Genomic DNA, 24,683 nt, shown 5'->3' with positions numbered 1-24,683 from the left:
CCGCCGCGGCGCGCCGCAACCCTAAGCGCTCCGCTCCCCGCTATCGGGCAACAGACGTTCGAGCGCGGCGTCGATCTCTTGCCGGAACCCGGACCAGCAGCGCTCGACCGCACCGATATCGCCGTCGTTCGCCGCGCGCTCCATCCGGGCACATGCGTCGCTGGCTGCGACGTCGCCTACCAGTGCGAAACCGCCGCGCATCGAATGCAGTTCGACCTTGATCCGCTCGAGATCGCCGGTCGCGAGCGCATCGCCGATCGCCGCCAGCGACTTCTGGGTTGCGTCGTTCAGGGTGTTGCGAATCTCGATCGACACGTGGGTCGGACCGCCTGCCTCGTCGGCGACGGTGACGGCCGCAAGATGGCGCGCCGCCTGTCGGCGCAGCACTGCATCAAGCGCCTGAATCGACAGCGGCTTGAGCACGACCTCCGCCACGCCGGCCGCGACGCACCGACGGTAATCGTCGTCGGTCGCATGCGCGGTCATCGCGATTACCGGCACCGTCGAACCCTGCTCGTGAAGCAGCCTCGCCAGCGCGAAGCCGTCGAGTTCGGGCATGCCCAGATCGGTCAGCACGATGTCGAACGGATGGGCGAAGTACGCACGCATCGCTTCGGCACCGTTCGTCACGATCGTCGCGTCGTGACCGAGCACGTCGAACTGATCCTGCAACAGCGCGCGACTCGCCGGATGATCCTCGGCGACCAGCACGCGCAGCGGCTCGCCGTCTTCGTGCGGCGGCGGCGCGTCGCCATCGTCGCCATCGTCGCCATCGTCGCGACCGTCGCGACCGTCGCCACCGTCGTCTCCGTGACCCGCGACCGGCGCCGGCAGCGCCGCGCACCAGCCGGCCGGCGCCGCAGGCAACGGCAGCGCGGCGACGAAGGTCGTGCCTTCGCCGAGCCGGCTGGCGACGCTCAACTCACCGCCCATCAGCTTCGCGATGCGCTGGCACAGCGGCAATCCGAGCCCCGTGCCGCCGAAGCGCCGATAGATCGACGCGTCGGCCTGGATATACACGTCGAACAGCGTCGCCATGCTGCCCTCGGGAATGCCGACGCCCGTATCGCTCACGGCAATCTCGACCGCGCGCCCGCCCGCGCCGGCCGGCGCGATGCGCGCCTCGATCGTCACGTCGCCGTGCGTCGTGAACTTGATCGCGTTGCTGACGAGATTCGCCACGAGCTGCTGCAGCCGCACCGGATCGCCGACGTAGCCGTCGGCGAGCTCGGGCGCCAGCCGGCACGCGAGCGTCAGGCGCTTCGCTTCGGCAAGCGGCCTGAAAATCGCGGCGACGTCGCGCAGCACGCCGCGCAGATCGAACGGAATATGCTCGAGCGCCATCTGGTTCGACTCGGCCTTCGACAGGTCGAGCACGTCGTTGATCACGCGCAGCAGCGCATCGGACGACGACATGATCGTCGCCAGCCGGCGCCGCAGCGGCGTCGGCATCGCCCCGCGCTCCATCAGCTCCAGATTGCCGATGATCGCGTTGAGCGGCGTGCGGATCTCGTGGCTCATCGTCGCGAGAAACGTCGATTTCGCGCGGTTCGCCTGCTCGGCGGCTTCGCGTGCTTCGCTCAGCGACGCCTCCGCCTGCTTGCGGGCCGTGATGTCGAGCAGCGTGCACAGCAGCACGTCGATCCCGCGATACTTGGTGCGCACGATGTGCGCGTCCAGGTACACGGTATCGCGCCCGCGGCGCTCGACGGGCAGCTCGTGCGTGACGAGCGCGCGGGTGCCGCCGCCGCGTGCGCCGTCGCGGTACGCGCGCCACAGGCGCTTGCCGAGCGGCTCGCCCGCCCCCTCCCGGTCGTACGCGAGCATCGCGTCGTTGCGCACGATCGCTTCGCCGTCGGCCAGCGACAGCAGCACGAGCCCGGCCGGCGCCGTGCGGATCAGCGTCCGGTTGAGCGCCTCGCTCTCGATCAGGCGGATCGCGCGCCGGTTCGCGACGCGCAGCGCGCGCCGGTCGAACGTGACGATCGCGAACCACAGCACGGTAATCGCCAGCAACGCGCCGCCGACCGTCAGGCTCGCGGATGCGGCGACTGCCGCCAGCACGCTGCGCCACGAGAACGTCGTCACCAGCACCAGATCGGTGTCGGGCAGCGCGTCGCCGATCACGAAGCGACCGCCGATGCGGCGCGCGGCCGCGCGCTCGCCGTGCGGATGGTTTGCCTCTTCGAGCGCGTACGCGATCATCCTGCGATCGGACGACTGGCCGCCGAGGACGTCGCCGTCCCCATCGACGAGCGCGTAGCTGCGGTCGATCTCGTGCGACGCGAGCAAATCCTCCGTCTGTGAACGGGCATTGAACATGAACCAGCCGACCGGCCGGCCGGCCGCGTCGCGAAACGGCTGCGCGACGCGCAGCACCGTACGCCCGAGCAGCGGATCGAAGCGTGCGTCCACGAGCGTGCCGCTGTCGCCCGTGCGCGCCTGCGGCAGCGCGCTGTCCTCGCGCGGCATCAACTCATGCCGCAACGTCGCGAGATCGACGCCGGGCGGCAGCGCGAGCGCGCGCTGGGCGAGTTCGCGGCCCACCACGCCGAGAAACTCGCCATTCAGCCCGATCACGTAGCCGCTCAAGCCCGAATGCACGGTTTGCGCGGTCGGCAGGATCGTCACTTCGGCCTGCCGCAATATGATCGCCAGATACGCGGCATAACTCTCGGCCGGATGGGCCCGCGTCACGTTCGCGAGCGCGACGAACGTCGGCTGCCCGCCGCGCCCGCGGTACACCAGCTTGCCGCCGTCGGCCGCGAAGCGCGCGAGCACGTCGGGCGACGCGTAATCGCCGCGCCGCCACAGCAGCTCCATGTTGTCGACGTAGCGGTTCAGCAGGACCTTGGTCACCTGCAGCTCGGCCTGGAGTTCGGCCTTGCGCCCGAGGAACGCCGAACGCGATCGCGCCAGATAATCGTGGACGTCGAGCCGCATCACGAGCAGTGCGCACAACAGGATGAATGCGGTGATCGCGGCGCCGCCGCCGTACAGCAGCGCCTGCTGCTGGCGCCGGACGCGGCCGGGGTCGAAGGGTTTGCCGCCCATCGCGGCGTGCCGTTTGAGTTTGTCTGGCATGCGTTCGGGTGATGAGGATGACTGGCGTGCCGCGCGTGGCCGGCGCGACCGGCCGGCCACGCTATTCGGGTGCGCCCGGTGTGCCCGGCGCGGGCGACGCCGACGCGTCGGGGAGCTTCCCCTCGTCGGCATAGCGAATCAGATCGGCATCGCGGACGATGCCGAGCTTCTTCATCGCACTCGACTTCTGCGAGCTGATGGTCTGCTTGCTGCGATGGAGCTGCGCGGCGATCTCGCCGACCGTGTAGCCGGCGCAGAACAACCGCACGACCTCGATCTCGCGCGTCGTCAGCGCACGGGCGATCGGCGTCGTATCGATGTCCTGCAGCAGCTGCTTGACGTGCGGCGACATGTAGTTCGCGCCGACATAGGCCGCATGCACGGCGCCGATCAGGTGCGAGATCGCGTCGGACTTGCTGAGGATGCAGCTCACGCCCTGCCGGTGAATCGCATACAGCACGCTCGGATTGTCGATCATCGTGATCGTCACGATATGCAGCGCGGGAAAGCGGCGCTGCAGGAACGACAGCAGCCCGAGGCCGTCGCCGTACTTGCCGCCCGGCATCACGTAATCCAGCACCAGCACGTCGCTCTGCTGCGCGTCGAGCGCGGCGACCAGATCCGTCGAATTCGATACGGTGCCGACGAGCCGGATCGTGCTGTTGCCCTGAAGCGCCTGCGACATGCCGAGCGCGGACGCCGGATGATCATCGGCCACCATCACGCGCACAAAGAATTCGTCCATGTTCTTGTATCCCGAGGCTTGCAGTCATGCATCCGGTTTCCCGCCGCGACGGCAAGCATGCTCGCACCATCGCGTCGACGATTGGCCGTGATCGGCTCGCCGGATAAAAAGTGACTCGATTTTAAGATAATTCCCGAAGCGCTTCCGTCCGGGTCGAACGCACGTCGGTCCGTTGCGCGCGACGCGGCGGCAAGGTCACGGCGCGCAACCCGCAGGAGGACGCGCTACGGCCGGCCCGAATCGCCCGGCAGATCGGGCGAGTCGCCATCCGTCCTGCTCTTCCATTCGTTGATCGCGCGTCGTTTCTGCGCCGGCGACATCAGTAGAAACTCGTTCATCAGCGTCAGGAATTCCCGGCGGCCCTTCTCGGAAAGCGCGGCGAACTCGAGCAGCAGTGCGAATATCTTCCATGCGTGACGCACGGCGTTCCCCTCCCAGGTTGATGTGAAATGTGCCGTGCGGCGTCCGCCGGCATCCTGCCTGTTTCATTTCCGGCCGCGACAAAGCGCTCCGCGCGTTTGCCGCGTTTGCCGCGTTTGCCGCGTTTGCCGCGTTTGCCGCGTTTGCCGCGTTTGGTGCATTTGCTGCATGTGCTGCATTTGCTGCATTCGCTGCATTCGCTGCATTCGCCGCATTCACGGCGGTCGATCGCTCGACAACCGCTTACTCGTCACGCAGCGCCGTCGCGCGCTCGGCAGGCCGCCTAAGCCACGGCATGCCGCTGTCGTGCTGCGCGAGCGCGGCGCGCAGATGCGCGAGCGTCACGGGCTTCGTCAGGACGCGCCGCACGCCGGCCGCCGCGCAGCGGCGCATGCCGTCCGGCGTCAGGTGCGACGTCACGACCAGCACGTCGCAACCGGCCGCGCTGCGCGCAGCCTCGGCGAGCACGTGGGCGCACATGTCGGGCAGGTCTGCACCGATCAGCAGCACGTCCCAGCCGCCGCCGGCCAGCGATTCGAGCGCGGCACGCCCCGACTCGACCTCGGCCGCCGCGCAGCCGAGCGCCTGCAGCTGCTCGCGGAAAATCGAGCCGTTGACGGCGACGTCGTCGGCGACCAGCACGCGCAATGCACGGCCGCCGCCGCGCGGCATCGCGTGGTCGTTCGGCGGCGAAGCGTCGCCCGACGAAGCATCACCCGGCGAAGCGTCGCCCGACGACTCGTCATCGGCCAGCGCCGCACGCAGACCGCCGAGCGAATAGCTCGACACGCGCACCGTGCCGCCCGTCCGGTACGGTTCGAGCGGGCCGTCGCGTGTCGCAAGAATCAGCGGCGCGCAGTCGCGCAAGCGATCCAGTTCCGCATGCGACCAGGCATCGGGATCGCCGAACAGCACGACCGGCCCGGCCACGCCGGCCGGCAGGCTCGACGGACTGTCGTACACGTCGATGTCGAATCCCCATGCACGCAGATGCGGCAACGCGAACGCACGCCACTCGGGATCGGCGGCGACGAACGTCAGCGCACGCGCGCGAGCCGGCCTGCCGGACGCGGCGACATCCACGCCGAGCGGCAGAAGAACCGTGAAGCAACTGCCGACGCCCGGCTCGCTCGCCACCTCGATGCGGCCGCCCATCGCCGCGACGAGCCGTTGGCACAGCGCGAGCCCGAGCCCCGTGCCGCCATAGCGCCGCGTGATCGACGAATCGACCTGCGAGAACGCGCTGAACAGCTTGTGCCGATGCTCGGCCGCGATGCCAATTCCCGTGTCCTCGATCGCGACCGACAACCCCGGCGCGCCTTTGCCTTCCTCGACGACCGCCACGCGCACGGTCACGCGGCCCGCGCTCGTGAACTTGATCGCATTGTTCAGCAGGTTGCCGAGTACCTGCGCGAACCGCGTCGGATCGCCGCGCATCGGTTGCGTGTCGGCTGCGTCGACTTCGCAGAAGAGTTGCAGCCCCTTCGCCTTCGCGATCGGCGCGAACGCGCTCAACTCGCGTGCGACCGCCGCGATCGCGTCGAACTCGATCGACTCGACCTGCATCGCGCCGGCCTCGATCTTCGAAAAATCGAGAATGTCGTTGACGAGCGCGAGCAGGCTCGTCGCCGACGTGCGCAGCGTGCCGACCCGGCCATGTTGTACCGCGTCGAGCGCCGAGCGCTCGAGCAGTTCGAGGTTGCCGAGGATCACGTTCAGCGGCGTGCGGATTTCATGACTCGTCGCCGCGAGAAACGACGATTTCGCGGCGTTCGCCGAGTCGGCCGCGCGCACGGCCTCCTCGAGCTTCTGCATCAGTTGATGCTTCGCGGTCGTGTCCGCGACCGCGGCAATCAGCACGTCCGTCCCCTGATAGCGCGCGCCGCATGCGATGAATTCGAGGTGCAGATGCGCGTCCTCGCCGCCGCCCAGCACGAGATCGTCGTGCAGCACGCCGTCGCCGCCGCTGGCGACGTGCGCCTGCCACGCGGCGGCCACCTGGTTCGACAGCGCGTGAAAGTCGCCGCCGAACCGCGCGACCATCTCCCTCAGCGCGGGGCTCGCGAGCAGGAAATGTCCGTCGTCGCGCGCGATCAGCCCTAGCCCGATCGGCGCCATCTCGATCACGCTGCGGCACAGCGCCTCGCTGTCGAACACGCGCTGCGAACGCGCATAGAGCGGCGCGAACTCGCGTCGGTGAAAACGCAGCAGCAATCCCCACATGACGGTGAGCGTCAGCAGCGTTGCCGCCAGCAGCGTGCCGGCCGAACGCGCGACACCAGCCGCGACGTCGGCCCACGACAGCGCATACGTGAACGTCCAGCCGGTCGATTCGAGCCGGCCGTGAAACAGCAGGAAGCCGTCGCGGAACACGGGCGCCCCCGACGACGCGCGACCGCGCCACGGCGCCAGTTCCAGCAGGCGCGCGGTGCTGCCCGCATCGCCCGCGGTGGGATCCATCGCGACGAGCCGGCCATCGGCCGTCGTGATGTAGAACGCGCCGCCGGGGCGGTAATCGGCCAGCCACGACAGCAGGTAATCGGGGGAATATTCGGTCACGAGCACGGCGAACGTCCTGCCGTTGTCGCGCGCTTCGGCCGCGATCCGGATGCGCGGCTGCCCGGACACGGGATCGGTGAACGGCGGCAGCCAGCGCACGTGCGGCCGGGCATCGACGATCGGCGGATACGCGCGCTCGAAATCGATGTGCAGCGCATCGAGCACGCGGGCGCGCGCGTCGGGCGATGCCAGCGCGGGATCGTCGGGATTCCGGTTCGGCACCAGCCCGAACATGCCCGTGCGCGTGCTGTAGTGGTAACCCTCCAGCGTGCGCCCGCGATTGATCGAACTCGCCGCGCAGATGCGCGACAGCAGCACCGACAGCGACAGGTAGCGCGCCACCTCGGCGCGATCGCCGGTTCGCCCGGGCACGCCGAGCACGAGCGACGGATGCGGCCGGATCGCGACGCGCTGGCCGTCGCGAAAGAACGCGTCGACGTCCGACGCGGGCGCGCTATCGGCTTCGCGCCAGATCAGCTGCGCGTTCGTGACGCCGTTGCGGAACGACGTCTCGCTCACCTGGATCTCGTTGAGCGTCTGCTCCAGCCCGTTCAGGTAATTGCGCCGTTCGCCCTCGACATGGCCCGAGATGATCGCCACCATCCCGAGACCGCATGCAATCAGGACCAGGATCGTAACGACGATGCCGCCACCGAACACCGAAATGCTCAGATAGCGGCGCAGGGATTGGAGCGGACTCTGCGGCATGACGAGCGACGAGCACCGCGGCGCCGAACGATGCCGATCCGGATCGCACGATGTTGCGGGAACTCACCAGTGGAAAGGTGAAATGAGTTCCGACAATGCCAAACGCGTGCGGGAGCGTCCACCCCGGCCGAACCGTTTCGTACTTGTCAATTACGATTGAAGCGTCATTTAGAACTTGACCTAGATTCGAAGCCGCGCAAGGCCGCGGCGGGGTGCGTCCCGGCCGCGTGCCGACACACCCGACGCGCGGCGGCCTGGCACACGCCGTCGCCGCGGAAATCACTCGAGGTCATAGGCAGGCTTCGGCTGAGTCTTCGCGGCCTGCTTCAGCGACACGATGAGCGGATCCTCGCGGCCATCCGGATCGCCCTTCTTTTGATAGGAAACCTAAACTTCAGGGCGATCGAAACACCCTATGTCATCGCAGATCCGCACGGTATTGCCGGTGACGGACGGATCCCGCGCACACGCGGTCAACAGCAACTCCGGTGCGAGTAACCGGCGAACCATTTCGCGCTTTTTTCCCCACGTCTTATTCGCGCCGTATTGCTTCGCACGATCCCGCCCCCGCGAGCGCGTACCCGGCTTGCGCGCGGCGAGGCGAATACAATTCACCCACGCCGACACGCAGTCCAAGGCTCTCTCAGGCTCTCTTTGGCTCTCTTCGAATCGTTCAGTCACGCGCTGGCTGCCGCTTTTCGCCGGGCCGAATGTGTCGACACCGGCCTCCAAACATGACGCGACAAACAATAGTGACGTGGTGAGCAATAATAATGGAGAAAAATGGCATGTCAAGGTGATTCGCATTTTCAAAGTTTGCGTATTGCGTCACTTTTGAATATGCTCTTCGTCGCTCAACCTCAGGAGACCCCATCGAGATGCCCAATAGCGAGCAGGCCAACGTCGATCTCATCACCGCCACCAAGGTGCACGATCTGCTGACGCGCAACGGCATTCCGCCGCGCAGCCACAACACCACGATCGCGAACGTGCTGGGCCTCAGTTTCTCGGTCGTCACGCGCAAGATGAAAGGCCTGATCCCGTGGAACCTGTCGCAGTTGCAGGACATCGCGACGCACTTCGGCGTGCCGCCCGCGATCCTGCTCGACGACAAGGGCACGCAGCCGGCCGCCGCCGAGATGATCGACGCGACGCTCGTGATCGAGTCGCGCCGCTTTCGCTGCCGCGCGGCGATCTCGGCGAAGGCCAGCAGCCAGATCGAAACGGATTTCGTCGCGCTGCAGTGGCAGGGCGAATGGATCGTCACCGAACGCCAGCACGCACGCGAAGGCCGCCTCTATCCGGTCGACGTGATCGAACTGCGCTCGAGCCAGCCGACCGTCTACGCGGCGCGGATCGCGGTGGTCGACGATTCGCAGGACGTCGCCGAAACCGTATGCGAATATTTCATCGAAAAAGGCGTGAACGCGATTCCTTACTATGACGGCGCATCGTTCCGCAAGGCGCTGGAAGTCGAGGATTTCGACGGCTACATCCTCGACTGGATGCTGGGCGACCAGACGGCCGCCGAGCTCGTGCGCGGCATCCGCTCGAGCGAGAACGGCGACGCGCCGATCTTCCTGCTGACCGGCAAGATCTCCACCGGCGAGGCGAGCGAGGACGAAATCGCGCACATCGTGTCGCATTACAACGCGCGCTGCGAGGAAAAGCCGGTGCGCCTGCCGATCCTGTTCGCCGAAGTCGCGCGCGAACTGAAGATCACGCTGCCGTCCGCCACGGCCGCCGCCGCGAGCTGAGACCACGGCGAAAACCCACCACCACACGCACACGACCGAAGGAAAAACATGCGCGTTTCGACCATCTGGATCAAAAGCCTGGTCACGGCCGGCCTGCTCGGCATCGCTGCCGCGAGCTGGGCCGCGTCGTTCACGTTCACCGTCGACGGCAAGATCGGCCGCAGCAACCAGCCCGGCAAGACCATGTTCGTCTTTACCGAGCAGGCGCTGATGGCACTGCCGCAGTACACGATCGTCACGTCGACGAGCTGGACGCCGAGGGCGACCTTCACCGGCCCGCGCCTGTCCGACGTGCTGAAGGCCGTCGACGCGCACGGCACGCAGATCGAGTTCCGCTGCATCGACGAATACACGTTCACGATCCCCGTGTCGGATGCCGACAAGTACGGCGTGATCCTCGCGCGCACGATGAACGGCAAGGTGCTCGGCAACGACAACTACGGCCCGCTGTGGATCATGTATCCGCGCGACCAGTATCCCGACGAGCTCAAGACGCCGCTCGGCGAAGCCAAGTTCGCGTGGCAGATCATCGGCCTGACCGTGAAGTAAGCGCGCGACATGAAGCGCGGGCGGTGGAAGAACAGAAAAATCATCCTGGTCCTGGGATCGCTGTGGATCCTGGGATTCGCCGCATGGGCGTTCCTGCTGTGGGACCTGCTCGCGACGTCGGTCAACGAGGGCGTGCTCGAAGGACCGCGTGAAGGCGTGTTCTGGACCGCCGCGCAATACCGCAACGTCTACACGCGCTTCGACCGCCAGCTGATCCTCTACGCGACGCACGTGGACGACGACTTCGACCACGTGCAGATGCAGCTCGACAGCCTGTCGGTGTCGTTCGGGTTCCTGCAGCGGCCGTCCGAGGTGTCCGAATACTGGCTGCGCATCCCGCGTGCCCGCGCCCAGATCGCGGCGCTCGGCGAATTCATGACGCGCCTGAGGCAGGAAGTGCCGTTGCTGCGCAGCGCGCCGGGCGGCGCACAGCGCGTGATCGACGAGGTCAGTACGTACTGGCCGAAGGTCAACGGCCTCGCGAACGACTTCCGTGCGATCGAGATGGCGCAGCGCGACTTCACGTTCCATCAGCTGAGAGAAAAGCAGCAGGCGATCGTATCGCTCGGCATTATCCTCGGCGTGATCCTGTGCGCGCTGTTCCTGCTGCTGTTCTATACGATGCGCACGCGCGACGATCTGCTCGAACGACAGAACGCGGCGCTCGATGCGGAGCGCAAGGCATCCGATCGCGCGTTCGAGATGATCGAGGCGAAGAACGCGTTCCTCGGAATGGTCAGCCATGAACTGCGCACGCCGCTGCAGGCGATCTGCGGTTCGATCGAGATCCTGCTCGCGCGGCCGCAATCCGACGCGAACCTGAAGACGATCCGGCGACTGCAGAATTCCGCATCGTCGCTCGAAGCGCTGGTCAAGGACCTGACCGATTACATCAAGCTGCGCTCGACCAAGCGCCTCGCCGAAACCGAAACGGTCGGCATCGCATCGCTGCTCGCCGAAGTGCTCGATCCGCTGCGCGCGAAGATCGCGGCCAAACGGATCGCGGTCGCGCAGCAGGTCGAGCCTGGCGATCTCGCGATCCGCTCCGATCGCAAGCTGTTGCGTCAGGTGCTGTCGAACCTGATCGAGAATTCGGTCAAGTACACGGCCGGCGGATCGATCGACGTGTCGATCACGCTCACCGACGCGCCGGCCGGCCAGCAATTGAAAATCGCCGTGCGCGACACGGGCGCCGGCATCGCGAAACAACACCTGTCGAAGATCTTCGAGCCGTTCTATCGCGCGAACGACGCGGTGGGGCTGCACGTGGACGGAATCGGCATGGGGCTCGCCGTCGTGCGCGAGATCGTGACGACACTGCGCGGGCATGTGGACGTGCGCAGCACGGTGGGCGAAGGCAGCGAGTTCGTCGTGACGCTGCCGGCCGAAGTGCCGGGCATCGACACGGCCGGCCACGCGGCCGGGGATGCCTCCGCACTGCCGCCCGCGACCGAGCACCGGGACCGGCGCGCGCTGGTGGTCGACGACAACGACAACGCACGCGAAACGCTCGGCGCGATGCTGTCGGCGCTCGGCATCGAGGCCGATCTGTGCGGCACCGGACAGGAAGGCGTCGCACGCTTCGGCACCGGCCGCTACGACATCGTCGTGCTCGATCTCGAGCTGCCGGACCTGAGCGGCTTCGAAGTCGCGCGGCGCATTCGGGCAGTGGCGCAACCCGACGACGACGGCCGCCATCCGGCGATCCTCGGCGTCAGCGCGTATGAGTCGGCGGCGCTGCGCGAAAACAAGCAGGTATTCGACGAATTCCTGCCGAAGCCTGTCCACCTGCGCGAACTCGGCGCGCTCGTCGAGAAGCTGCTCGCGTAAGCCCGCGATAGCGTGCGCGCCTGCGCACGGCATCGCATCGCGCGCTGCGCCGCGTCACCCGTCGATACTCATTCGCCGATCAGATGCAGCACGATGTCGCGCCGGTGCGCGGCACGGCGATGCTCGAACAGGTAGATGCCCTGCCACGTGCCGAGCACCATGCGCCCGTGCTCGACCGGAATCGACAGCTGCACCTGCGTCAGCGCCGTGCGCAGATGCGCGGGCATGTCGTCGGGCCCTTCGGTGTCGTGCTCGTAGCGCGTGTCGTCCTCGGGTGCGAGCGTCGCGAAATAGCGTTCGAGATCGCGCTGCATCGACGGATCCGCGTTCTCCTGGATCAGCAGCGACGCGGACGTATGGCGGCAGAACACGGTCAGCAGCCCGGTGCGGATCGCCTGCTGGTCGACGAATGCGCGCACCTGCGGCGTGAACTCGACGAGGCCGCTCCCGCGCGCGTCGACGCCGATGTGCGTGATGGCCTGTTGCATGATGTCGACCTCAGGCGAATGCGGCGAAGCCGTCGGCTTCGATCTGCTTCGCGTCGGCGGGGCGCACGACGCGCGCGACCTCGACGCCGTCGCGCAGGAACACCAGCGTCGGCCACAGCTTCACACCGAACGAGCGGCCGAGCGGGCGGCCCGGGCCATCCTCGATCTTCAGGTGACGCACGGCGGGATGCGCGGAAAACGACGCGGCGATCGCGGGCTGCGCACTCGCGCAGATCCCGCACCAGTTCGCACCGAATTCGATGACGGTTGCGCCGCCCAGTGCGTCGACTTCCGCGCGCGTCGGCGCATTGGCGGTGTAGCGTTGCTCGGTATCCATCAGGCCCTCGTGAGCGTTGGCGGAACATGGCCGCGCGCGCCTGCGTGATGCGGCGGGCTCGGCCTGCGATTTCCTACTGTAGCGGAAAAGCGCGCGCGATGTCGGCGGACTCCGGCAGACGCGTACACCACCTGCGCGCGGCGGCGGAATGACATGACAAGATCCGGAGCGCCGCGCCGCCGCGACAGGATCAGCATGAGGACCGATCCATCAACGAAGGCGCCGACCATGAATGCTCCGCATCGCGTCACCGAACCGAACATCCTCTATTTCGGCACGCCCGTCGTGCTGGTCAGCACGCTGAACGAAAACGGCACGGCCAATCTCGCACCGATCTCGTCCGCGTTCTGGCTCGGCTGGCGCGGCGTGATCGGCATCGCCGCCAGTTCGCAGACCACGCGCAACCTGCTGCGCGCGGGCGAATGCGTGCTGAACCTGCCGTCGTCGGCACAGGCGCACGCGGTCGACCGGATCGCGCGCACGACGGGCACGTATCCGGTGCCCGACGGGAAGCGGGCAAAAGGTTACGTGTTCGAACCCGACAAGTTCGGCACGGCCGGGCTCACCGAGGCGGCGTCGCAGACCGTCGCGCCGCCGCGCGCGCTCGAATGCCCGGTGCACATGGAGGCCGTCGTCGCGGCCTCGCACGGGATCGGCGACGACACGCCCGACCTGCGCGGAAAGATCACCGTATTCGAGCTGCGCATCCAGCGTGTGCACGTGCATCCGGATCTGCTGGCTGACGGCGATCCTGACCACATCGTTCCCGACAAATGGTCGCCGCTGATCATGAGCTTCCAGAAGTTCTACGGCCTGGCGCCGCATCAGGTGCATACGTCGCGGCTCGCCGAGATTCCCGAGCGCGCGTATCGCAGCCCGGACATCGAGCGCTCGCGTGAGGCCGGCATGTCGATGGACGTTGCCCGGCGATAACGCGCGGCGGCCCGCGTGACGCGAACCGCGTCGAGATCGTTCGTCACGGCGTGCCGCACTTCCCTGAATCCGCTTCATTGCCGCCGCGCGTCGGTGCGGCGGATAACCTGGAGAACACCGATGACCGCCTCTCCAAATCGTGCTTCGTCCTGCACGGTCGCACCCACCGCGCGCGCCCTGCATCGTCTCGCGCACGGGCCGCGCGAAACCCAACGCCCGATCGGCTAAGATACGGGCCGCCTCGCCCCTTATCGAACCGACGGAGTGTTTTCAGTGATTCAACCGACCCCAGTATTCAAGGACAACCTCGCTCAACTGCCGGCCATCGACGGCGTCGCGCGCATCGATCTCGTCGGCGCGAACGGCGACGTGGTCGCGAGCATCGAGAACCAGCCGGGCAAGCAGGGCTCGCTCGCGGTGTACAACTACCTGAAGCAGGCGTTCGGTGCGCTTGACGCGAAGGCCGCCGAGCACGGCCTCGCCGTGTTCGCGGAGCACACCGCCGACGCGCGCAACCGCCCGGGCGCGCACCCGAACGTCGATCGTCTGCTCGCGATCGTCGACGGCGGCGAAGCGCTGCGGATCGACGTGGTCGCGAAGGGCTGAGCGCCGGGCGACGGGCGGGTACGCTGCGGGCCGATGCGCCGCAGCGGCTCGCGCCCGTCGCGCGCTTCACCGTGCGTCCGTCACTGCCACACGTCACGGTTCCGACGAGGTCACGCATGGCCACATTCCGGTTTCCATGCGCGCAATGCGACGAATGGCACGCAGGCGAGCCGAGCGTATTCCACAACGGGATGTCCGCCGAACGCGCGCAGGCGCTGTTCGAGAAGGTGCTGCATCAGGACGGAGCGGCGCACTGACGCCGCCACCTCGTGCACCGCTTGCCGTCGTGACACCTGCGCGGAAAACCGCGACCATCGCGACTCCCCGTTCTTTCCCCGGAGACCATCCACGTGCATCGCATGACTGTCCCGCTGTTTGCCCGCCGCATCGCATCGATCGCGGTACTCGCGTGCGTCGCACCCGGCGGTGCAGCGTCGGCCGAGACGCTGCGTGCGGCCTCCGATATCGCCGGCGCGTCCCTGGTTCCGCTCGGCGCGCTGCCGCGCTCGCCGGAACACGGCACACTCGACGCGTTCTGCGCGCAATATCGCGCGAAGACCGCCACTGCGGCTGGCCGCGACGTCGCGAGGCTCGGCTGGATCGTGACTTCTGAAGCGCCGCTCGGCCGCTACACCGTCGTCACGTTCGCGAGCGGGTTCAAGCCGGGGACGAGCGCGATCTGTTTTGCGCGCAACGCGAACATCGGCGTCTTCGACGGCACGACGCTCGTCGCGCTCGGCTATACGGCACGCTCGGCCGGCTGGCAGCTCGGCTCGGTCGAGCAGCTGGAAAGCGGCGCGTTGCTGGTCTGGGGCGGTGACGGCCCGTCGGCGCCCGTCGCCGAGCTGCGCGAAGAAAATGGCGGCTTGCGCCTGACCGCGGTCGCGGCGGAACGCACGTACTGTCGCGGCCGTGCGGTCGTGCCCAACGTGTACGGCAAGCCGCTCGACGTGGCGCGCAAGATTCTGATCTCGCATGGCTGGCAGCCGCTGCGTCCGCACGAGAAGCCGGATCCGATGGACGGCGCGGCGACGCTCGCGAAGCACGGGATCATCGAAGCCGAAGCGTGCTCGGGCACCGGCATGGGCTATTGCGCGCTGCGGTATCGGAGTGTGTCCGGCGTGCTCGGCGTGACGACGGCCGGCGGCGAGCCGGACACGCCGTCGGCGAATACCGTGATCGATTATCAGGTGGCTTGCCGGAAGCAGTGATCGGCGCGGTGGCGTGCGCGTGATTCGTGCGCGATCGCATGACATGCGTTCGTCGTCGCGCCGAAAAGCAGCGAATCCATTGGCGATCGACTGTACCGGCGCATCGAATCATCGGCCGTCCGGTCAATTGACCCGCTCCACGCTCGCTCCCAAACTGACCTCCCTTTCACGCGCGTTCACGCGTGTCCGGCATAAAGGGACTTCCATGATCGACCTCTCCACGCCGAAGCTTCCAACGTGCGCCACCCGCGCCGATACCGAATCGCACGCGTTGCCCGATTCAGGCCATCCGAATCTCGTCGAACGCCCCCTTCCTGACCGAAATCCCCACGCGACGTAACGACGCTTCGAACGCACCGAACGCCCGCCCGCGTCCACAGTCGCGGGCGAACTCCGCACTTGCACGAACATAACATATTTGTTATCATGCCAGCTAACGCGTACGAAATTCAATTCTTCAATGCGCGCGTAGAGACGGGGGTCGTCACGTTACCGACGACGCTGCTTGCCCGTTTTTTTGCGCTCGCTGATCGCATGGAGCAGTACGGCCCGAATCTTGGCGAGCCGCATACCCAGTCAATGGGAAACGGGCTGTACGAAATGCGACTGAAGGGCGCCGAAGGTATCGCCAGAGTGTTCTATTGCGCGATCGTCGATCGGCGTATCGTCATGCTTCATTGTTTCGTGAAGAAGACGCAAAAGACGCCCCGGAAAGAACTGGAGATCGCGCGCTACCGACTCAAGGAGGTTCAAGATGGCAACGTATAAGGAACTGCGCGCGCGGGCATTGTCCGACCCCGAGGTGCGCGCCGAATACGAACGACTGAACCGCGAAGAACTCGCACTGCTCGACGTGATGCTGGCTGCTCGGCGAGACGCCGGCCTGTCGCAAGCCGATGTAGCCCAGCGCATGGGCACCAAAGCACCGGCAGTGACGCGACTCGAGCGCGCACTCGCAACGGGCCAGCATTCACCGTCCATCGATACACTGCGCAAGTACGCGGCAGCTTGTGGCAAGAAACTCGTGATCTCGTTCGCTTGATTCCTCGTTCCGACCACCGGCCGGTCGAGCGGCCGGCGCGTCGCCACGGTTGTTCAAACCCCGGACGATGCCGCATCAGCAATCAGATGCGCCACCGGTTTCCGCCTCTTCCGAGCCACGCAGTTCCCGCGCCCCGGGATCGCGTCCACGCGTATCCACCACCACACGCAACTCACGGCTCTCGAACACGCTCGCCGGCGTCACCGTGCGGCGCTGCCACGGAATCCGGCCGAAATACCAGATCTTCCAGAACCCGAGCGGATGATCGGGATTGCGGCGCAGCAGCGTATCGAGGGTCTCGACGTCGCCGAGCGTACGCACCCGGCCGACGAGCCACGAGCGGCCGGGAACCCGTGTCGATGTGCATGCGAACCTCCCGCGAATGGACATGGCGCGAGCATGTCAGCCGCGGCCGCGTCGCGCATCCGCGCCGTGCGTGAGGGAATCAATCCGCGCCGCCGGGTAGCGAATTCCGGTACCAGCGCGCAGCACGCGTGCGCAATCGTCAGCGATTCGCGCCCAGCGCCACGCGCAGCCGCTCCATCAGCCGCGTGTAGTACTGCATCACGTCGGCCTTGTCCGTCACGTTCGAGGTCGAGAACCGCTCGGACCACGCCGCCTTCCATTCATACGTGCCGTGCACGCTGCGGTCACCGTCCGGCGACAGGATCAGCGAACGGATCCGCGCATCGCGACCCGGCCCCGTGTGCATCTCGAACAACGCGTGGATGAACGTGTGATACGCGTCGTACACGTCGTCGTCGAACAGGTAGCGGTAGATGTGAAACGTGCGGTCGAGTTCGCGCTTCGCGCGGATCACGTCGTCCGGCGAGATGTCCTTCCAGTAGCCGATCCACGTATAGAAGCACAGCAGCGCATTGAGTTGCGGCGCGACCGTGTCGTACAGCGTGAGCCGCTTCTCGATCAGCCGCTGGTTGGTCCACTGCACGAGCTCGAGCCGCTTCAGCCGGCGCGCGACGAGCCAGCCCAGGCACGCGACCGACAACGGCGTCAGCACACCGAGCACGAGCTTGACGATTTCCAGCGAATTCCACGGATCGTTGAATGGCTGCATGAATGGCTCGACAAGAAAAACGCATCGATCGGCCGGTCACGTCGCGCGCGGCGCGCGTGTTCGTCGATCGCGTCGCGGTTGACCGTTAGTTGCTTGCGCATCGAAGTCGCACTGCGATGCAGCCAGTGCGCGGCGAAGCGGCTTGTCCCGACAGTGTATCGGCCGATCGTCACCGGCTGGTGACGATTCGCCGCATCGCCGTCGCGCGCTCGCGGCACGTTACGTCGGCAGTGCCGACGTGAGCTTGACCTTCTGCATCGGAATGTCGGTCTTCACGCTGAGCACGCCGGGAATGCGCGTGAGGTATTCCATCTGGAAACGCCGATAGTCGTCGATATCGGCCGCGACGACGCGCAGCAGGAAATCGCAGTCGCCGGCCATCAGGTGGCATTCGACGACTTCCGGCATCTGCTGGACGGCCTCGGCGAAGCGGTTCACCGATTCCGCGTCCTGCCCCTTCAGCCACACGCGCGTGAAGATCGTCAGCCCCTTGCCGACCTTCGCCGGGTTCAGCACGGCCACGTATTTTTCGATCACGCCCGCTTCCTCGAGCAGCCGCACGCGCCGCAGGCACGGCGACGGCGACAGCCCGACCTCGTGCGCGAGTTCCACGTTCTGCATGCGGCCGTCGCGCTGCAGCGCACTCAGGATCCGGCGGTCGATCGCGTCAAGCTTCATTGGCATCGAATTCCAAAAAAATCGCAAATCACTCGTTGAATGCCAAATTCTCATAAAAATTGGTCCGCAACGCAACCCGATTCGAGTCAAAAAAGCAGACAATCCTCCTCCCCCGAAGGAGGAGTAATGAGCAGTAGCGTTTCAACGTCGACCGGGCTTCGCGACAAGCCCGCCTATGTCGCCGAGATGGGTCGCGGCTTGCGCGCGGCGCTGCCCGTCATGCTGGGTTTCGTGCCGTTCGCGCTGGTGCTCGGCGCGCAGGCCGCGCAAAAAGGGCTGAGCCTGTTCGAGGTGCCGATGATGACGGGCCTGAACTTCGGCGGCGGCTCGGAATTCGCGGCGATCCATCTGTGGACGTCGCCGCCGCACATCGCGCTGATCGTCGCGATGTCGTTCCTCGTGAATTCGCGCCACATCCTGATGGGGGCGGCGTTCGCGCCGTACATCCGGCGCCTGCCGCGCCGCCGCGCGTTCGCCGCGCTGTTCTTCATGTGCGACGAAAGCTGGGCGATGTCGCTTGCCGACGCACGCTCGCGCTCGGCCACGCACATCAGCGTCCCCTATTACGCGGGCGTGTGTTCCGGGCTCTACCTGACGTGGATCTCGATGACGACGCTCGGCGCGGCACTCGGCCCGACGATCGGCGACGTCGAGCAATACGGCTTCGACATGGCGTTCACCGCCGTGTTTCTGGTGCTGCTGCGCGGCATGTGGAAAGGCATGCGCGCGAGCCGTCCGTGGTTCGTGAGCCTCGTCGTCGCGGCCGCCACGCACCTCGCCGTGCCCGGCGCGTGGTACGTCGCGGCCGGCGCATGCGCGGGTCTGATCGCCGCGCTGCTGTGGGAGCCGCGCGATGCTGCCTGATTTCGCGACGGTGGCGACCATCGTGCTGATGGCGTCGACGACCTACCTGTCGCGCGCGCTCGGCTACGTGCTGCTGCGCAACCGCACGCTGAGCCCGCGGATGGCGTCGGTGATGGAGAACGTGCCCGGCTGCGTGCTGATCTCGGTGATCGCGCCGGCCTTCGTGTCGACGCGCCCGGCCGACCTGCTCGCGCTCGCCGTCACGCTGATCGCGGCGACGCGCCTGTCGATCCTGCCGACCGTGATCGTCGGCGTCGCGTCGGCCGGCCTGCTGCGGCATCTGCTCGGGTAATCGGATCTCGCGGGTCCCACCCGCCGCCCGGGCGGCACATCGAACCGGAAAAACGGGCGCGCCATGCGCCTGTTTTCGTATCCGCGTATCCACGCGCAGCGCGCCGGGCGCCGGGCGCCGGGCGCCGGGCGCGGCGCGGCGCGGCGCGGCGCGGTGCGGTGCGGTGCGGTGCGGTGCGCTGAGGTGCGCTGAGGTGCGCTGAGGTGCGCTGAGGTGGCTGAGGTGAGGTGCGCTAAGGTGAGGTGCAATGAGATGCGGCATGACACGACACAACATGCGCCGCGACGGGATGCTAGCCTTGCGGGTGTACCTGCGATGCCTTTCCCCTCTCATTGCCTACCTGCGAGGATCGTCCCGATGCAAGAAACCCGCCCGCTGTTCGACCGCGTCCTGCTCACCAACGACGATGGATTCGACGCCCCCGGCCTTGAAGTGCTCGAACAGGTCGCCACGCAACTGGCGCGCGAAGTCTGGATCGTCGCGCCGGCCGAGGACCAGAGCGGCACGTCGCATTCGCTGAGCCTGCACGAACCGCTGCGCGTGCATCGCAAGGGCGAGCGCCGTTTTGCGGTGCGCGGCACGCCGGGCGATTGCGTCGCGATCGCGGTCAGCCACCTGATGAAGGACGCGCGGCCCGACTTCGTGCTGTCCGGCGTCAATCGCGGCGCGAACCTCGGCACCGAAACGGTGTTCTCCGGCACGGTCGGCGCCGCGATGACGAGCATGCTGGTCGGCGTGCCGGCGATCGCGCTGAGCCAGGCGTTCGTCGACCGCAACGCGGTGCCGTGGAATACGGCGCTCACGCACGCGCCGGACGTGATTCGCCGGCTCGTCGCGGCCGGCTGGGACAGCGACGCGTGCCTCAACGTGAATTTCCCGGCGCGGCCGGCCGACGACGTGCGCGGCCTGAAGGTGACGAACCAGGGCGCCGGCACGCTGCAAGGCGTCGACATCGTGTCGGGGCGCGATCCGCGCGACATCGAATACCACTGGCTGAAACTGGCGCGCGCACCGCGCGACGACGATGCGGGCTCGGAAACGGTCGCGCTCGGCGAAGGCTATATCGCGGTCACGCCGCTGAAGTTCGAACGCACGCACGACCAGGCGCTCGCGCGGCTGCGGTCGAACCTCGGCTGACCTCGAGAACGGTTACCGGTCACGTCAGGTTCATTCCCCCGTCGAGCATCACGATCTCGCCCGTCACATAATCGGACGCAACGAGCATCGCAACCGTCTGCGCGACGTCGTCCGGCGTCGCCGCACGGCGCATCGGCGCGCGCTCGCGCCAGAGCTGCTGCGCGTCGGTCCAGTCCGCGGTCAGCGGCGTATCGACGAGCCCCGGCGCCACCGCATTGACGCGAATCGCCGGCGCGAGCGTACGCGCCAGCAAGCGCGTCGTGTGATTGAGCGCGGCCTTCGCCGCCGCATAGGGAATCGACGCCCCCTTCGGCCGTACGCCGGCGTGCGAGCTGACGTTGACGACGCACCCGGCACGCCCGCCCGACGCCGCTTCGAGCAGCGCGGGCTGCGCTTCGGCGACGAGCCGGAACGGCGCGATCACGTTGATCTCGTGCATCTCGCGCCACACGTCGGGCGTCGCGGCGGCGAGATCGTCGTGCGGAATCACGCGGCTGACGCCCGCATTGTTGACCAGCACGTCGAGGCGGCCATGCACCGCCAGCGCGTCGCGAATCAACCGCACGCGTTCCGCGTCGTCGGCGAGATCGGCCTGCACGTAGGTCGCGCCGAGTTCGCGCGCCATCGCGCAACCGGTGTCGGCGGAACTGCGCGAATGGAGGATCACCGCGTAGCCGTCGGCCGCCAGGCGTCGCGCGATGGCCGCGCCGATTCCCGACGTCGATCCGGTGACGAGCGCGACAGGCCGATGCACGCGCGACGCGCGGGGCTCGGCGACGGTTTCGGTTTCAGGTTCCGTTTCGGAAATCGGGGCATTCATCGGCGGATGCGGCGCGTCCATGGCGTGGAATCCTGTCAGTGGCGTTCCCGCATCATAAGCATGACGACGGCCGATGCGGATGCGTGCCGTCTACGGCCGTTTCGGCAGGTCGACAAAATCCTCGAGCTCGCCGGCGATGTAAAGCCGCTTGCCGATTCTCGGGTATTCGCAGACGTCGTGTTCGAGGCGCTGGCCGAGGATGAACAGTTCCAGCGGCACCTCGCCGGTGTTCTGCAACGTGTGTGCGTCGCCGCCGCGCGGAAAACCGAGGAAATCGCCCGGCCCGATTTCGCACGTGCGTTCGCCGATCGTGACCGAGCCGGTGCCGGACAGCACGTACACGCATTCTTCCTCGTACAGGTGGCGGTGATACTCGGCCGATTCGTGCCCGGGCATCAGCGTGAGCAGGTGCGCGCCGATCTGCGTGAGGCCGGTCAGGTCGCTGAGCTGTCGTTTGAGGCGAACGGCATTGGGATTGAGCGAATGCACCGCGCGCGTCGGTTCCATCTTCGCGATGTCGGCGGCTTTCAGCAGCTCCCGGGGAGGTGTCGTGGACATGGGGATCTCGTCGGCGTGAATGCTGCGGTTGGGCGCGCCGCCCGGGCGGGCACGGCGCGCATGCCGCACTATTGTCCGACATTTTCACGCAGACGAGCCGCACATCTCCAGATACGGATAGCCGGCGGCGGCGGCACGCGCGCGACGCATTCGCCGCCGCCGCTCAACCGACGTGCACGCCGCGCAGCGTCGTCAGCAATGCGACGAGACGGTCGACGTGCTCGTCCTCCGTGCGCCACGACGACACGCTGATCCGGAACGCCGGCCGCCCCTGCCATACGGTCTGGCCGAACCATACGTCGCCCGAGTCCTGCGCGGCCTGAAGGATCGCGATCGTCTCGTCGTCGGTGCCGGCGCGCACGAGCACCTGGTTCAGCACGACACGGTTCAGCACGTCGTAGCCCGCCGCGCGCAGGCCGTCCGCGACGCGCTGGGCCTGTGCGCAATGCCGCTCGACCATCGTCGCCACGCCGGCGCGGCCGAGCGCACGCAGCGCGGCCCACACCGGAATGCCGCGCGCACGCCGCGAGAATTCGAGGTTCAGGTTCTTCTGCGCATCCTGCGCGCCGCTCAGGTAGACGGCATCGCTGTTCATCGCGGTCGCGAGCGCGGCCGCGTCGCGGCAGATCACCATCGCGCCGTCGTACGGCGTGTTGAGCCACTTGTGGCCGTCGGTGGTCCAGCTGTCCGCGCCGTCGATGCCGTCGGTCAGCGCGCGCTTCGACGACGCGCGCGCCCACAGCCCGAACGCGCCGTCCACGTGCACCCACGCGCCGGCGGCCTTCGCGCGCGGAATCAGCGCCGCGAACGGATCGAATTCGCCGGTGTTCACTTCGCCGGCCTGCACGCAGAGGATCGTCATGTCGTCGAGCGGCGGCAATTGCGCGGGGTCGATGCGGCCGTGCGCGTCGACCGGCGCGACGATCAGGCGCTTCATCCCGAAGCCGAGCACGCGCAGCGCCTTCTTCACCGTGATGTGCGCGAGCTCGGAGAGCACGACCTTCACCTCGGGTGCGCCGATCAGGCCGTCCGCGTCGACGTCCCAGCCCTTGCGCGCGAGCAGCGCCCGCCGCGCGGCCACCAGCGCGACCAGCGTGCAGGCCGTCGCGCTCGTGCCGAAGCCGACCGCGCTGCCTTCCGGCAGCCCGAGCACGTCGACGACCCAGCGCGCGGCCTGCCGCTCGATCGTCGCGGCCACCGGCGAATTCGCGAACGACGACGCGCACTGGTCCCACGCGAGCATCAGCCGCTCGGCGGCGGCTGCGGCCGGCAGCGTCGCGCCGATCACGAAGCCGAAGTAGTTCGGGCCGTTCGATGCGACGGTCGCGGGCGTGCCCTTGTCGTCGAGCAGGCGCAGCACGTCGTCGGCCGGGCGCCCCGCATCGGGCAGCGGCTCGTCGAAGGCCGCAAGACCCGCGAGCGCCGCCCCTTCGGGATAGGCGCGCCGTTCGTCGGTCGCGGCGAGATACGCTTGCGCGCGCCGGTCGGCATCGGCCAGCAGGGCGAGTTCATCCATGTCGATTGCCTCTGTGAAGATCAGAGTTGCAGGAGGTCGCGGCCCAACCGATGCAGCGCATCGTCGATCCGCTTGTAGTACGTGAACTTGCCGACGCGCGTCGCCCGCACGAGCCCGGCATCCGCGAGGATCCGCATGTGGCGCGTGGTCGTCGCCGGCGCGATGCCGAGCTTCTCGGTAATGTACGTGCAGCACACGCCGAGCTCGTCGAAGTCGCCGTGCGGCTGCGGCGGGAAATGCTTGCGCGGCTGCTTGAGCCAGCGCATCACGGCCAGACGGCTTTCGTTGGCCAGTGCGCTGATGCGGGTGACGTCGTCCATGGTTCCGGTCTCGCTTGACGTTTTGAATATTAGCTAAATGACGAAACGTGGACAACCCGCTTCGCGGGCGATTTTGCGTTCACTGGCGTGCGGGAAGCGGCCCCGTTCCGCTGATGCACCACATTGGGCATCATCGCGTCGGACGCTGACGCGCAAACGCATCGGCCGCGGCGCGATCCGGTTGCGCTCACCCCACAACCAACGCCTGCGCCAGCCGTTCGATCAGCGCCCGCACGCGCCGCGGCTGCACCGCGCCGCCCGGATAGACGATCTGCAGGTCGACTTCGCCCGGCGAGAACTCGCGAAGGATCTCGACCAGCGCGCCGGACGCCAGATCCTGGTCGACGTCGAGCAGCGACTTCAGCGCGATCCCGTGCCCCGCGACGCACCACGCGCGCACGAGCGCGCCGTCGTTGGCGACGCGCCGGCCGCGCACCGTCACGCGCTTCGGTTCGTCGTCGATACGGAACGGCCACTCGGCATACAGCTCCTGGCCGAAGCGCATCACGATGCAGTCGTGCGCGGCAAGCTCGGCCGGATGCCGCGGCGTGCCGTGGGCGGCGAGATACGCAGGCGCGGCGCACACCACGCGGCGCGAGCGGCCGAGCGAGCGGCCGAGCGAGCGGCTGCGCAGCGCGCTGTCCGCGAGCTGGCCGCGACGGATCGCGAAGTCGAGCCCCTGCCCGACGAGATCGACGTAGCCGTCGCCGAGATGCAGGTCGACCGTGACGCCCGGGTGTTCGGCCAGGAACGCGTCGACCACCGGCACGACGCGCGCCTGCCCGAGATCGGCCGGCGCGCTCAGCCGCACGGGCCCCGACAGCGTCTGCGCGCCGAGCCGCACGCGGCTTTCGAGTTCGTCGGCCTCGGCGAGCAGGCGCCGCGCGCCCGCGACCAGCGTGCGGCCCTCGTCGGTCAGGCTGATCGCGCGGGTCGTGCGCGTGAGCAGCGTCGCGCCGTAGTGGCGCTCGAGCGCCGTCAGCCGCTCGGAAACCGTGGCCGGCGACAGGCCGACCTCGCGGCCGGCCGCGGCCAGCCCGCCCTTCTCCACGATGCGCAGGAACAGCGCGAGGTTATCGAGCAGCATTCTTCGCTTCCTCCGAAGGATATTTTCGAAGTCTGCCCAATTATCCGGATGAACCGCAAGCGCTAGA

General features: G+C 67.5%; 27 protein-coding genes and 1 pseudogene. 13 read left to right on the top strand and 15 right to left on the bottom strand.

Annotated features, from left to right (window positions below; genetic code table 11):
• Nucleotides 1-21: 21 nt before the first annotated feature.
• The 5 genes and pseudogenes from PL79_RS03365 to PL79_RS36985 form a co-directional block, all read right to left on the bottom strand.
• A complete protein-coding gene (locus PL79_RS03365) occupies nt 22-3,084 on the bottom strand; it encodes a hybrid sensor histidine kinase/response regulator (RefSeq protein WP_044845412.1) in 3,063 nt (1,020 codons plus the stop codon).
• Nucleotides 3,085-3,145: 61 nt separating this feature from the next.
• The gene (locus tag PL79_RS03360; RefSeq protein ID WP_044845413.1) at nt 3,146-3,829 is read right to left on the bottom strand and encodes a response regulator; all 684 of its coding nucleotides are present in this window, start codon (nt 3,827-3,829) and stop codon (nt 3,146-3,148) included.
• Between the two features lie 224 nt (nt 3,830-4,053).
• A complete protein-coding gene (locus PL79_RS03355; protein ID WP_044845414.1) occupies nt 4,054-4,251 on the bottom strand; it encodes a hypothetical protein in 198 nt (65 codons plus the stop codon).
• A 241-nt stretch (nt 4,252-4,492) separates the two neighbouring features.
• Complete coding sequence (locus tag PL79_RS03350) at nt 4,493-7,516, bottom strand: hybrid sensor histidine kinase/response regulator (RefSeq protein ID WP_082088539.1); 3,024 nt, start codon at nt 7,514-7,516, stop codon at nt 4,493-4,495.
• A 285-nt stretch (nt 7,517-7,801) separates the two neighbouring features.
• Nucleotides 7,802-8,026 (bottom strand): annotated as a pseudogene (locus PL79_RS36985) (sel1 repeat family protein); the annotation flags it as partial.
• Between PL79_RS36985 and PL79_RS36000 the strand changes: the two are divergent.
• Genes PL79_RS36000 through atsR form a run of 4 tightly spaced genes read left to right on the top strand, consistent with a single transcriptional unit; the run spans nt 7,932 to nt 11,652 of the window.
• Nucleotides 7,932-8,354 carry a hypothetical protein gene (locus PL79_RS36000; RefSeq protein WP_193759802.1) on the top strand — a complete coding sequence of 141 codons (423 nt, stop codon included), beginning with the start codon at nt 7,932-7,934 and terminating at the stop codon, nt 8,352-8,354. The pseudogene PL79_RS36985 and the gene PL79_RS36000 overlap by 95 nt on opposite strands.
• A 40-nt stretch (nt 8,355-8,394) precedes the next feature.
• The gene (locus tag PL79_RS03340) at nt 8,395-9,273 is read left to right on the top strand and encodes a response regulator (RefSeq protein ID WP_044845415.1); all 879 of its coding nucleotides are present in this window, start codon (nt 8,395-8,397) and stop codon (nt 9,271-9,273) included.
• A gap of 48 nt (nt 9,274-9,321) precedes the next feature.
• On the top strand, nt 9,322-9,822 hold the full coding sequence (locus tag PL79_RS03335; RefSeq protein ID WP_044845416.1) for a molybdopterin-dependent oxidoreductase: 501 nt from the start codon (nt 9,322-9,324) through the stop codon (nt 9,820-9,822).
• 9 nt (nt 9,823-9,831) lie between these two features.
• A complete protein-coding gene (atsR, locus tag PL79_RS03330; RefSeq protein WP_044845417.1) occupies nt 9,832-11,652 on the top strand; it encodes a hybrid sensor histidine kinase/response regulator AtsR in 1,821 nt (606 codons plus the stop codon).
• A gap of 68 nt (nt 11,653-11,720) precedes the next feature.
• Here atsR and PL79_RS03325 read toward each other — a convergent pair whose 3' ends face one another.
• Both PL79_RS03325 and PL79_RS03320 read right to left on the bottom strand, forming a co-directional pair.
• Nucleotides 11,721-12,140, bottom strand: coding sequence for a secondary thiamine-phosphate synthase enzyme YjbQ (locus PL79_RS03325; RefSeq protein ID WP_044845418.1), 420 nt, complete (start codon nt 12,138-12,140; stop codon nt 11,721-11,723).
• Between the two features lie 10 nt (nt 12,141-12,150).
• Nucleotides 12,151-12,477: a thioredoxin family protein gene (locus tag PL79_RS03320; protein WP_044845419.1), complete on the bottom strand. Its 327-nt coding sequence runs from the start codon at nt 12,475-12,477 to the stop codon at nt 12,151-12,153.
• Nucleotides 12,478-12,705: 228 nt separating this feature from the next.
• Between PL79_RS03320 and PL79_RS03315 the strand changes: the two genes are divergently transcribed.
• The 6 genes from PL79_RS03315 to PL79_RS03295 all read left to right on the top strand — a co-directional run bounded on the left by PL79_RS03315 (nt 12,706) and on the right by PL79_RS03295 (nt 16,269).
• Nucleotides 12,706-13,410: a flavin reductase family protein gene (locus PL79_RS03315; protein ID WP_044845420.1), complete on the top strand. Its 705-nt coding sequence runs from the start codon at nt 12,706-12,708 to the stop codon at nt 13,408-13,410.
• Nucleotides 13,411-13,683: 273 nt separating this feature from the next.
• The gene (locus tag PL79_RS03310; RefSeq protein WP_044845421.1) at nt 13,684-14,016 is read left to right on the top strand and encodes a DUF2322 family protein; all 333 of its coding nucleotides are present in this window, start codon (nt 13,684-13,686) and stop codon (nt 14,014-14,016) included.
• Nucleotides 14,017-14,132: 116 nt separating this feature from the next.
• Entirely contained in the window at nt 14,133-14,273 is a 141-nt protein-coding gene (locus tag PL79_RS35995) for a hypothetical protein (protein ID WP_193759801.1), read from the top strand.
• 102 nt (nt 14,274-14,375) lie between these two features.
• Nucleotides 14,376-15,227 (top strand): hypothetical protein, encoded by an 852-nt coding sequence (locus tag PL79_RS03305; protein ID WP_044845422.1) that lies wholly within the window; start codon nt 14,376-14,378, stop codon nt 15,225-15,227.
• A 399-nt stretch (nt 15,228-15,626) separates the two neighbouring features.
• Complete coding sequence (locus tag PL79_RS03300; protein ID WP_415749152.1) at nt 15,627-15,995, top strand: type II toxin-antitoxin system RelE/ParE family toxin; 369 nt, start codon at nt 15,627-15,629, stop codon at nt 15,993-15,995.
• On the top strand, nt 15,982-16,269 hold the full coding sequence (locus PL79_RS03295) for a helix-turn-helix domain-containing protein (RefSeq protein WP_044845424.1): 288 nt from the start codon (nt 15,982-15,984) through the stop codon (nt 16,267-16,269). Before PL79_RS03300 ends, PL79_RS03295 begins: the two co-directional genes overlap by 14 nt.
• A 75-nt stretch (nt 16,270-16,344) precedes the next feature.
• Here PL79_RS03295 and PL79_RS03290 read toward each other — a convergent pair whose 3' ends face one another.
• The 3 genes from PL79_RS03290 to PL79_RS03280 form a co-directional block, all read right to left on the bottom strand.
• The gene (locus PL79_RS03290; RefSeq protein WP_442861523.1) at nt 16,345-16,659 is read right to left on the bottom strand and encodes a hypothetical protein; all 315 of its coding nucleotides are present in this window, start codon (nt 16,657-16,659) and stop codon (nt 16,345-16,347) included.
• Nucleotides 16,660-16,774: 115 nt separating this feature from the next.
• A complete protein-coding gene (locus PL79_RS03285; protein WP_044845426.1) occupies nt 16,775-17,344 on the bottom strand; it encodes a hypothetical protein in 570 nt (189 codons plus the stop codon).
• 219 nt (nt 17,345-17,563) lie between these two features.
• Nucleotides 17,564-18,022: an Lrp/AsnC family transcriptional regulator gene (locus tag PL79_RS03280; RefSeq protein ID WP_006486309.1), complete on the bottom strand. Its 459-nt coding sequence runs from the start codon at nt 18,020-18,022 to the stop codon at nt 17,564-17,566.
• Nucleotides 18,023-18,148: 126 nt separating this feature from the next.
• Between PL79_RS03280 and PL79_RS03275 the strand changes: the two genes are divergently transcribed.
• The 3 genes from PL79_RS03275 (at nt 18,149) to surE (ending at nt 20,315) form a co-directional block, all read left to right on the top strand.
• Nucleotides 18,149-18,886 carry an AzlC family ABC transporter permease gene (locus tag PL79_RS03275; protein ID WP_044845427.1) on the top strand — a complete coding sequence of 246 codons (738 nt, stop codon included), beginning with the start codon at nt 18,149-18,151 and terminating at the stop codon, nt 18,884-18,886.
• Nucleotides 18,876-19,178, top strand: coding sequence for an AzlD family protein (locus PL79_RS03270; RefSeq protein ID WP_082088540.1), 303 nt, complete (start codon nt 18,876-18,878; stop codon nt 19,176-19,178). The genes PL79_RS03275 and PL79_RS03270 overlap by 11 nt, the downstream gene beginning before the upstream one ends.
• Before the next feature lie 357 nt (nt 19,179-19,535).
• Entirely contained in the window at nt 19,536-20,315 is a 780-nt protein-coding gene (surE, locus tag PL79_RS03265; protein WP_044845428.1) for a 5'/3'-nucleotidase SurE, read from the top strand.
• Between the two features lie 19 nt (nt 20,316-20,334).
• On the opposite strand, the gene PL79_RS03260 is transcribed toward surE, so the two are convergent.
• The 5 genes from PL79_RS03260 to PL79_RS03240 all read right to left on the bottom strand — a co-directional run bounded on the left by PL79_RS03260 (nt 20,335) and on the right by PL79_RS03240 (nt 24,616).
• Nucleotides 20,335-21,156: an SDR family NAD(P)-dependent oxidoreductase gene (locus PL79_RS03260; protein WP_044845429.1), complete on the bottom strand. Its 822-nt coding sequence runs from the start codon at nt 21,154-21,156 to the stop codon at nt 20,335-20,337.
• 69 nt (nt 21,157-21,225) lie between these two features.
• A complete protein-coding gene (locus PL79_RS03255; RefSeq protein WP_044845430.1) occupies nt 21,226-21,693 on the bottom strand; it encodes a cupin domain-containing protein in 468 nt (155 codons plus the stop codon).
• Between the two features lie 163 nt (nt 21,694-21,856).
• Nucleotides 21,857-23,209, bottom strand: coding sequence for a pyridoxal phosphate-dependent decarboxylase family protein (locus PL79_RS03250; RefSeq protein WP_044845431.1), 1,353 nt, complete (start codon nt 23,207-23,209; stop codon nt 21,857-21,859).
• A gap of 20 nt (nt 23,210-23,229) precedes the next feature.
• Nucleotides 23,230-23,529, bottom strand: coding sequence for an ArsR/SmtB family transcription factor (locus PL79_RS03245; RefSeq protein WP_040139054.1), 300 nt, complete (start codon nt 23,527-23,529; stop codon nt 23,230-23,232).
• Nucleotides 23,530-23,716: 187 nt separating this feature from the next.
• On the bottom strand, nt 23,717-24,616 hold the full coding sequence (locus tag PL79_RS03240; protein WP_044845432.1) for a LysR family transcriptional regulator: 900 nt from the start codon (nt 24,614-24,616) through the stop codon (nt 23,717-23,719).
• Nucleotides 24,617-24,683: the final 67 nt, after the last annotated feature.

It is taken from the genome of Burkholderia sp. USMB20 (genome assembly GCF_000949135.2).
GTDB lineage: Bacteria > Pseudomonadota > Gammaproteobacteria > Burkholderiales > Burkholderiaceae > Burkholderia.
Note: the sequence above shows the minus strand (reverse complement) of the source record. Positions and strands in the feature narration are given on the sequence as shown.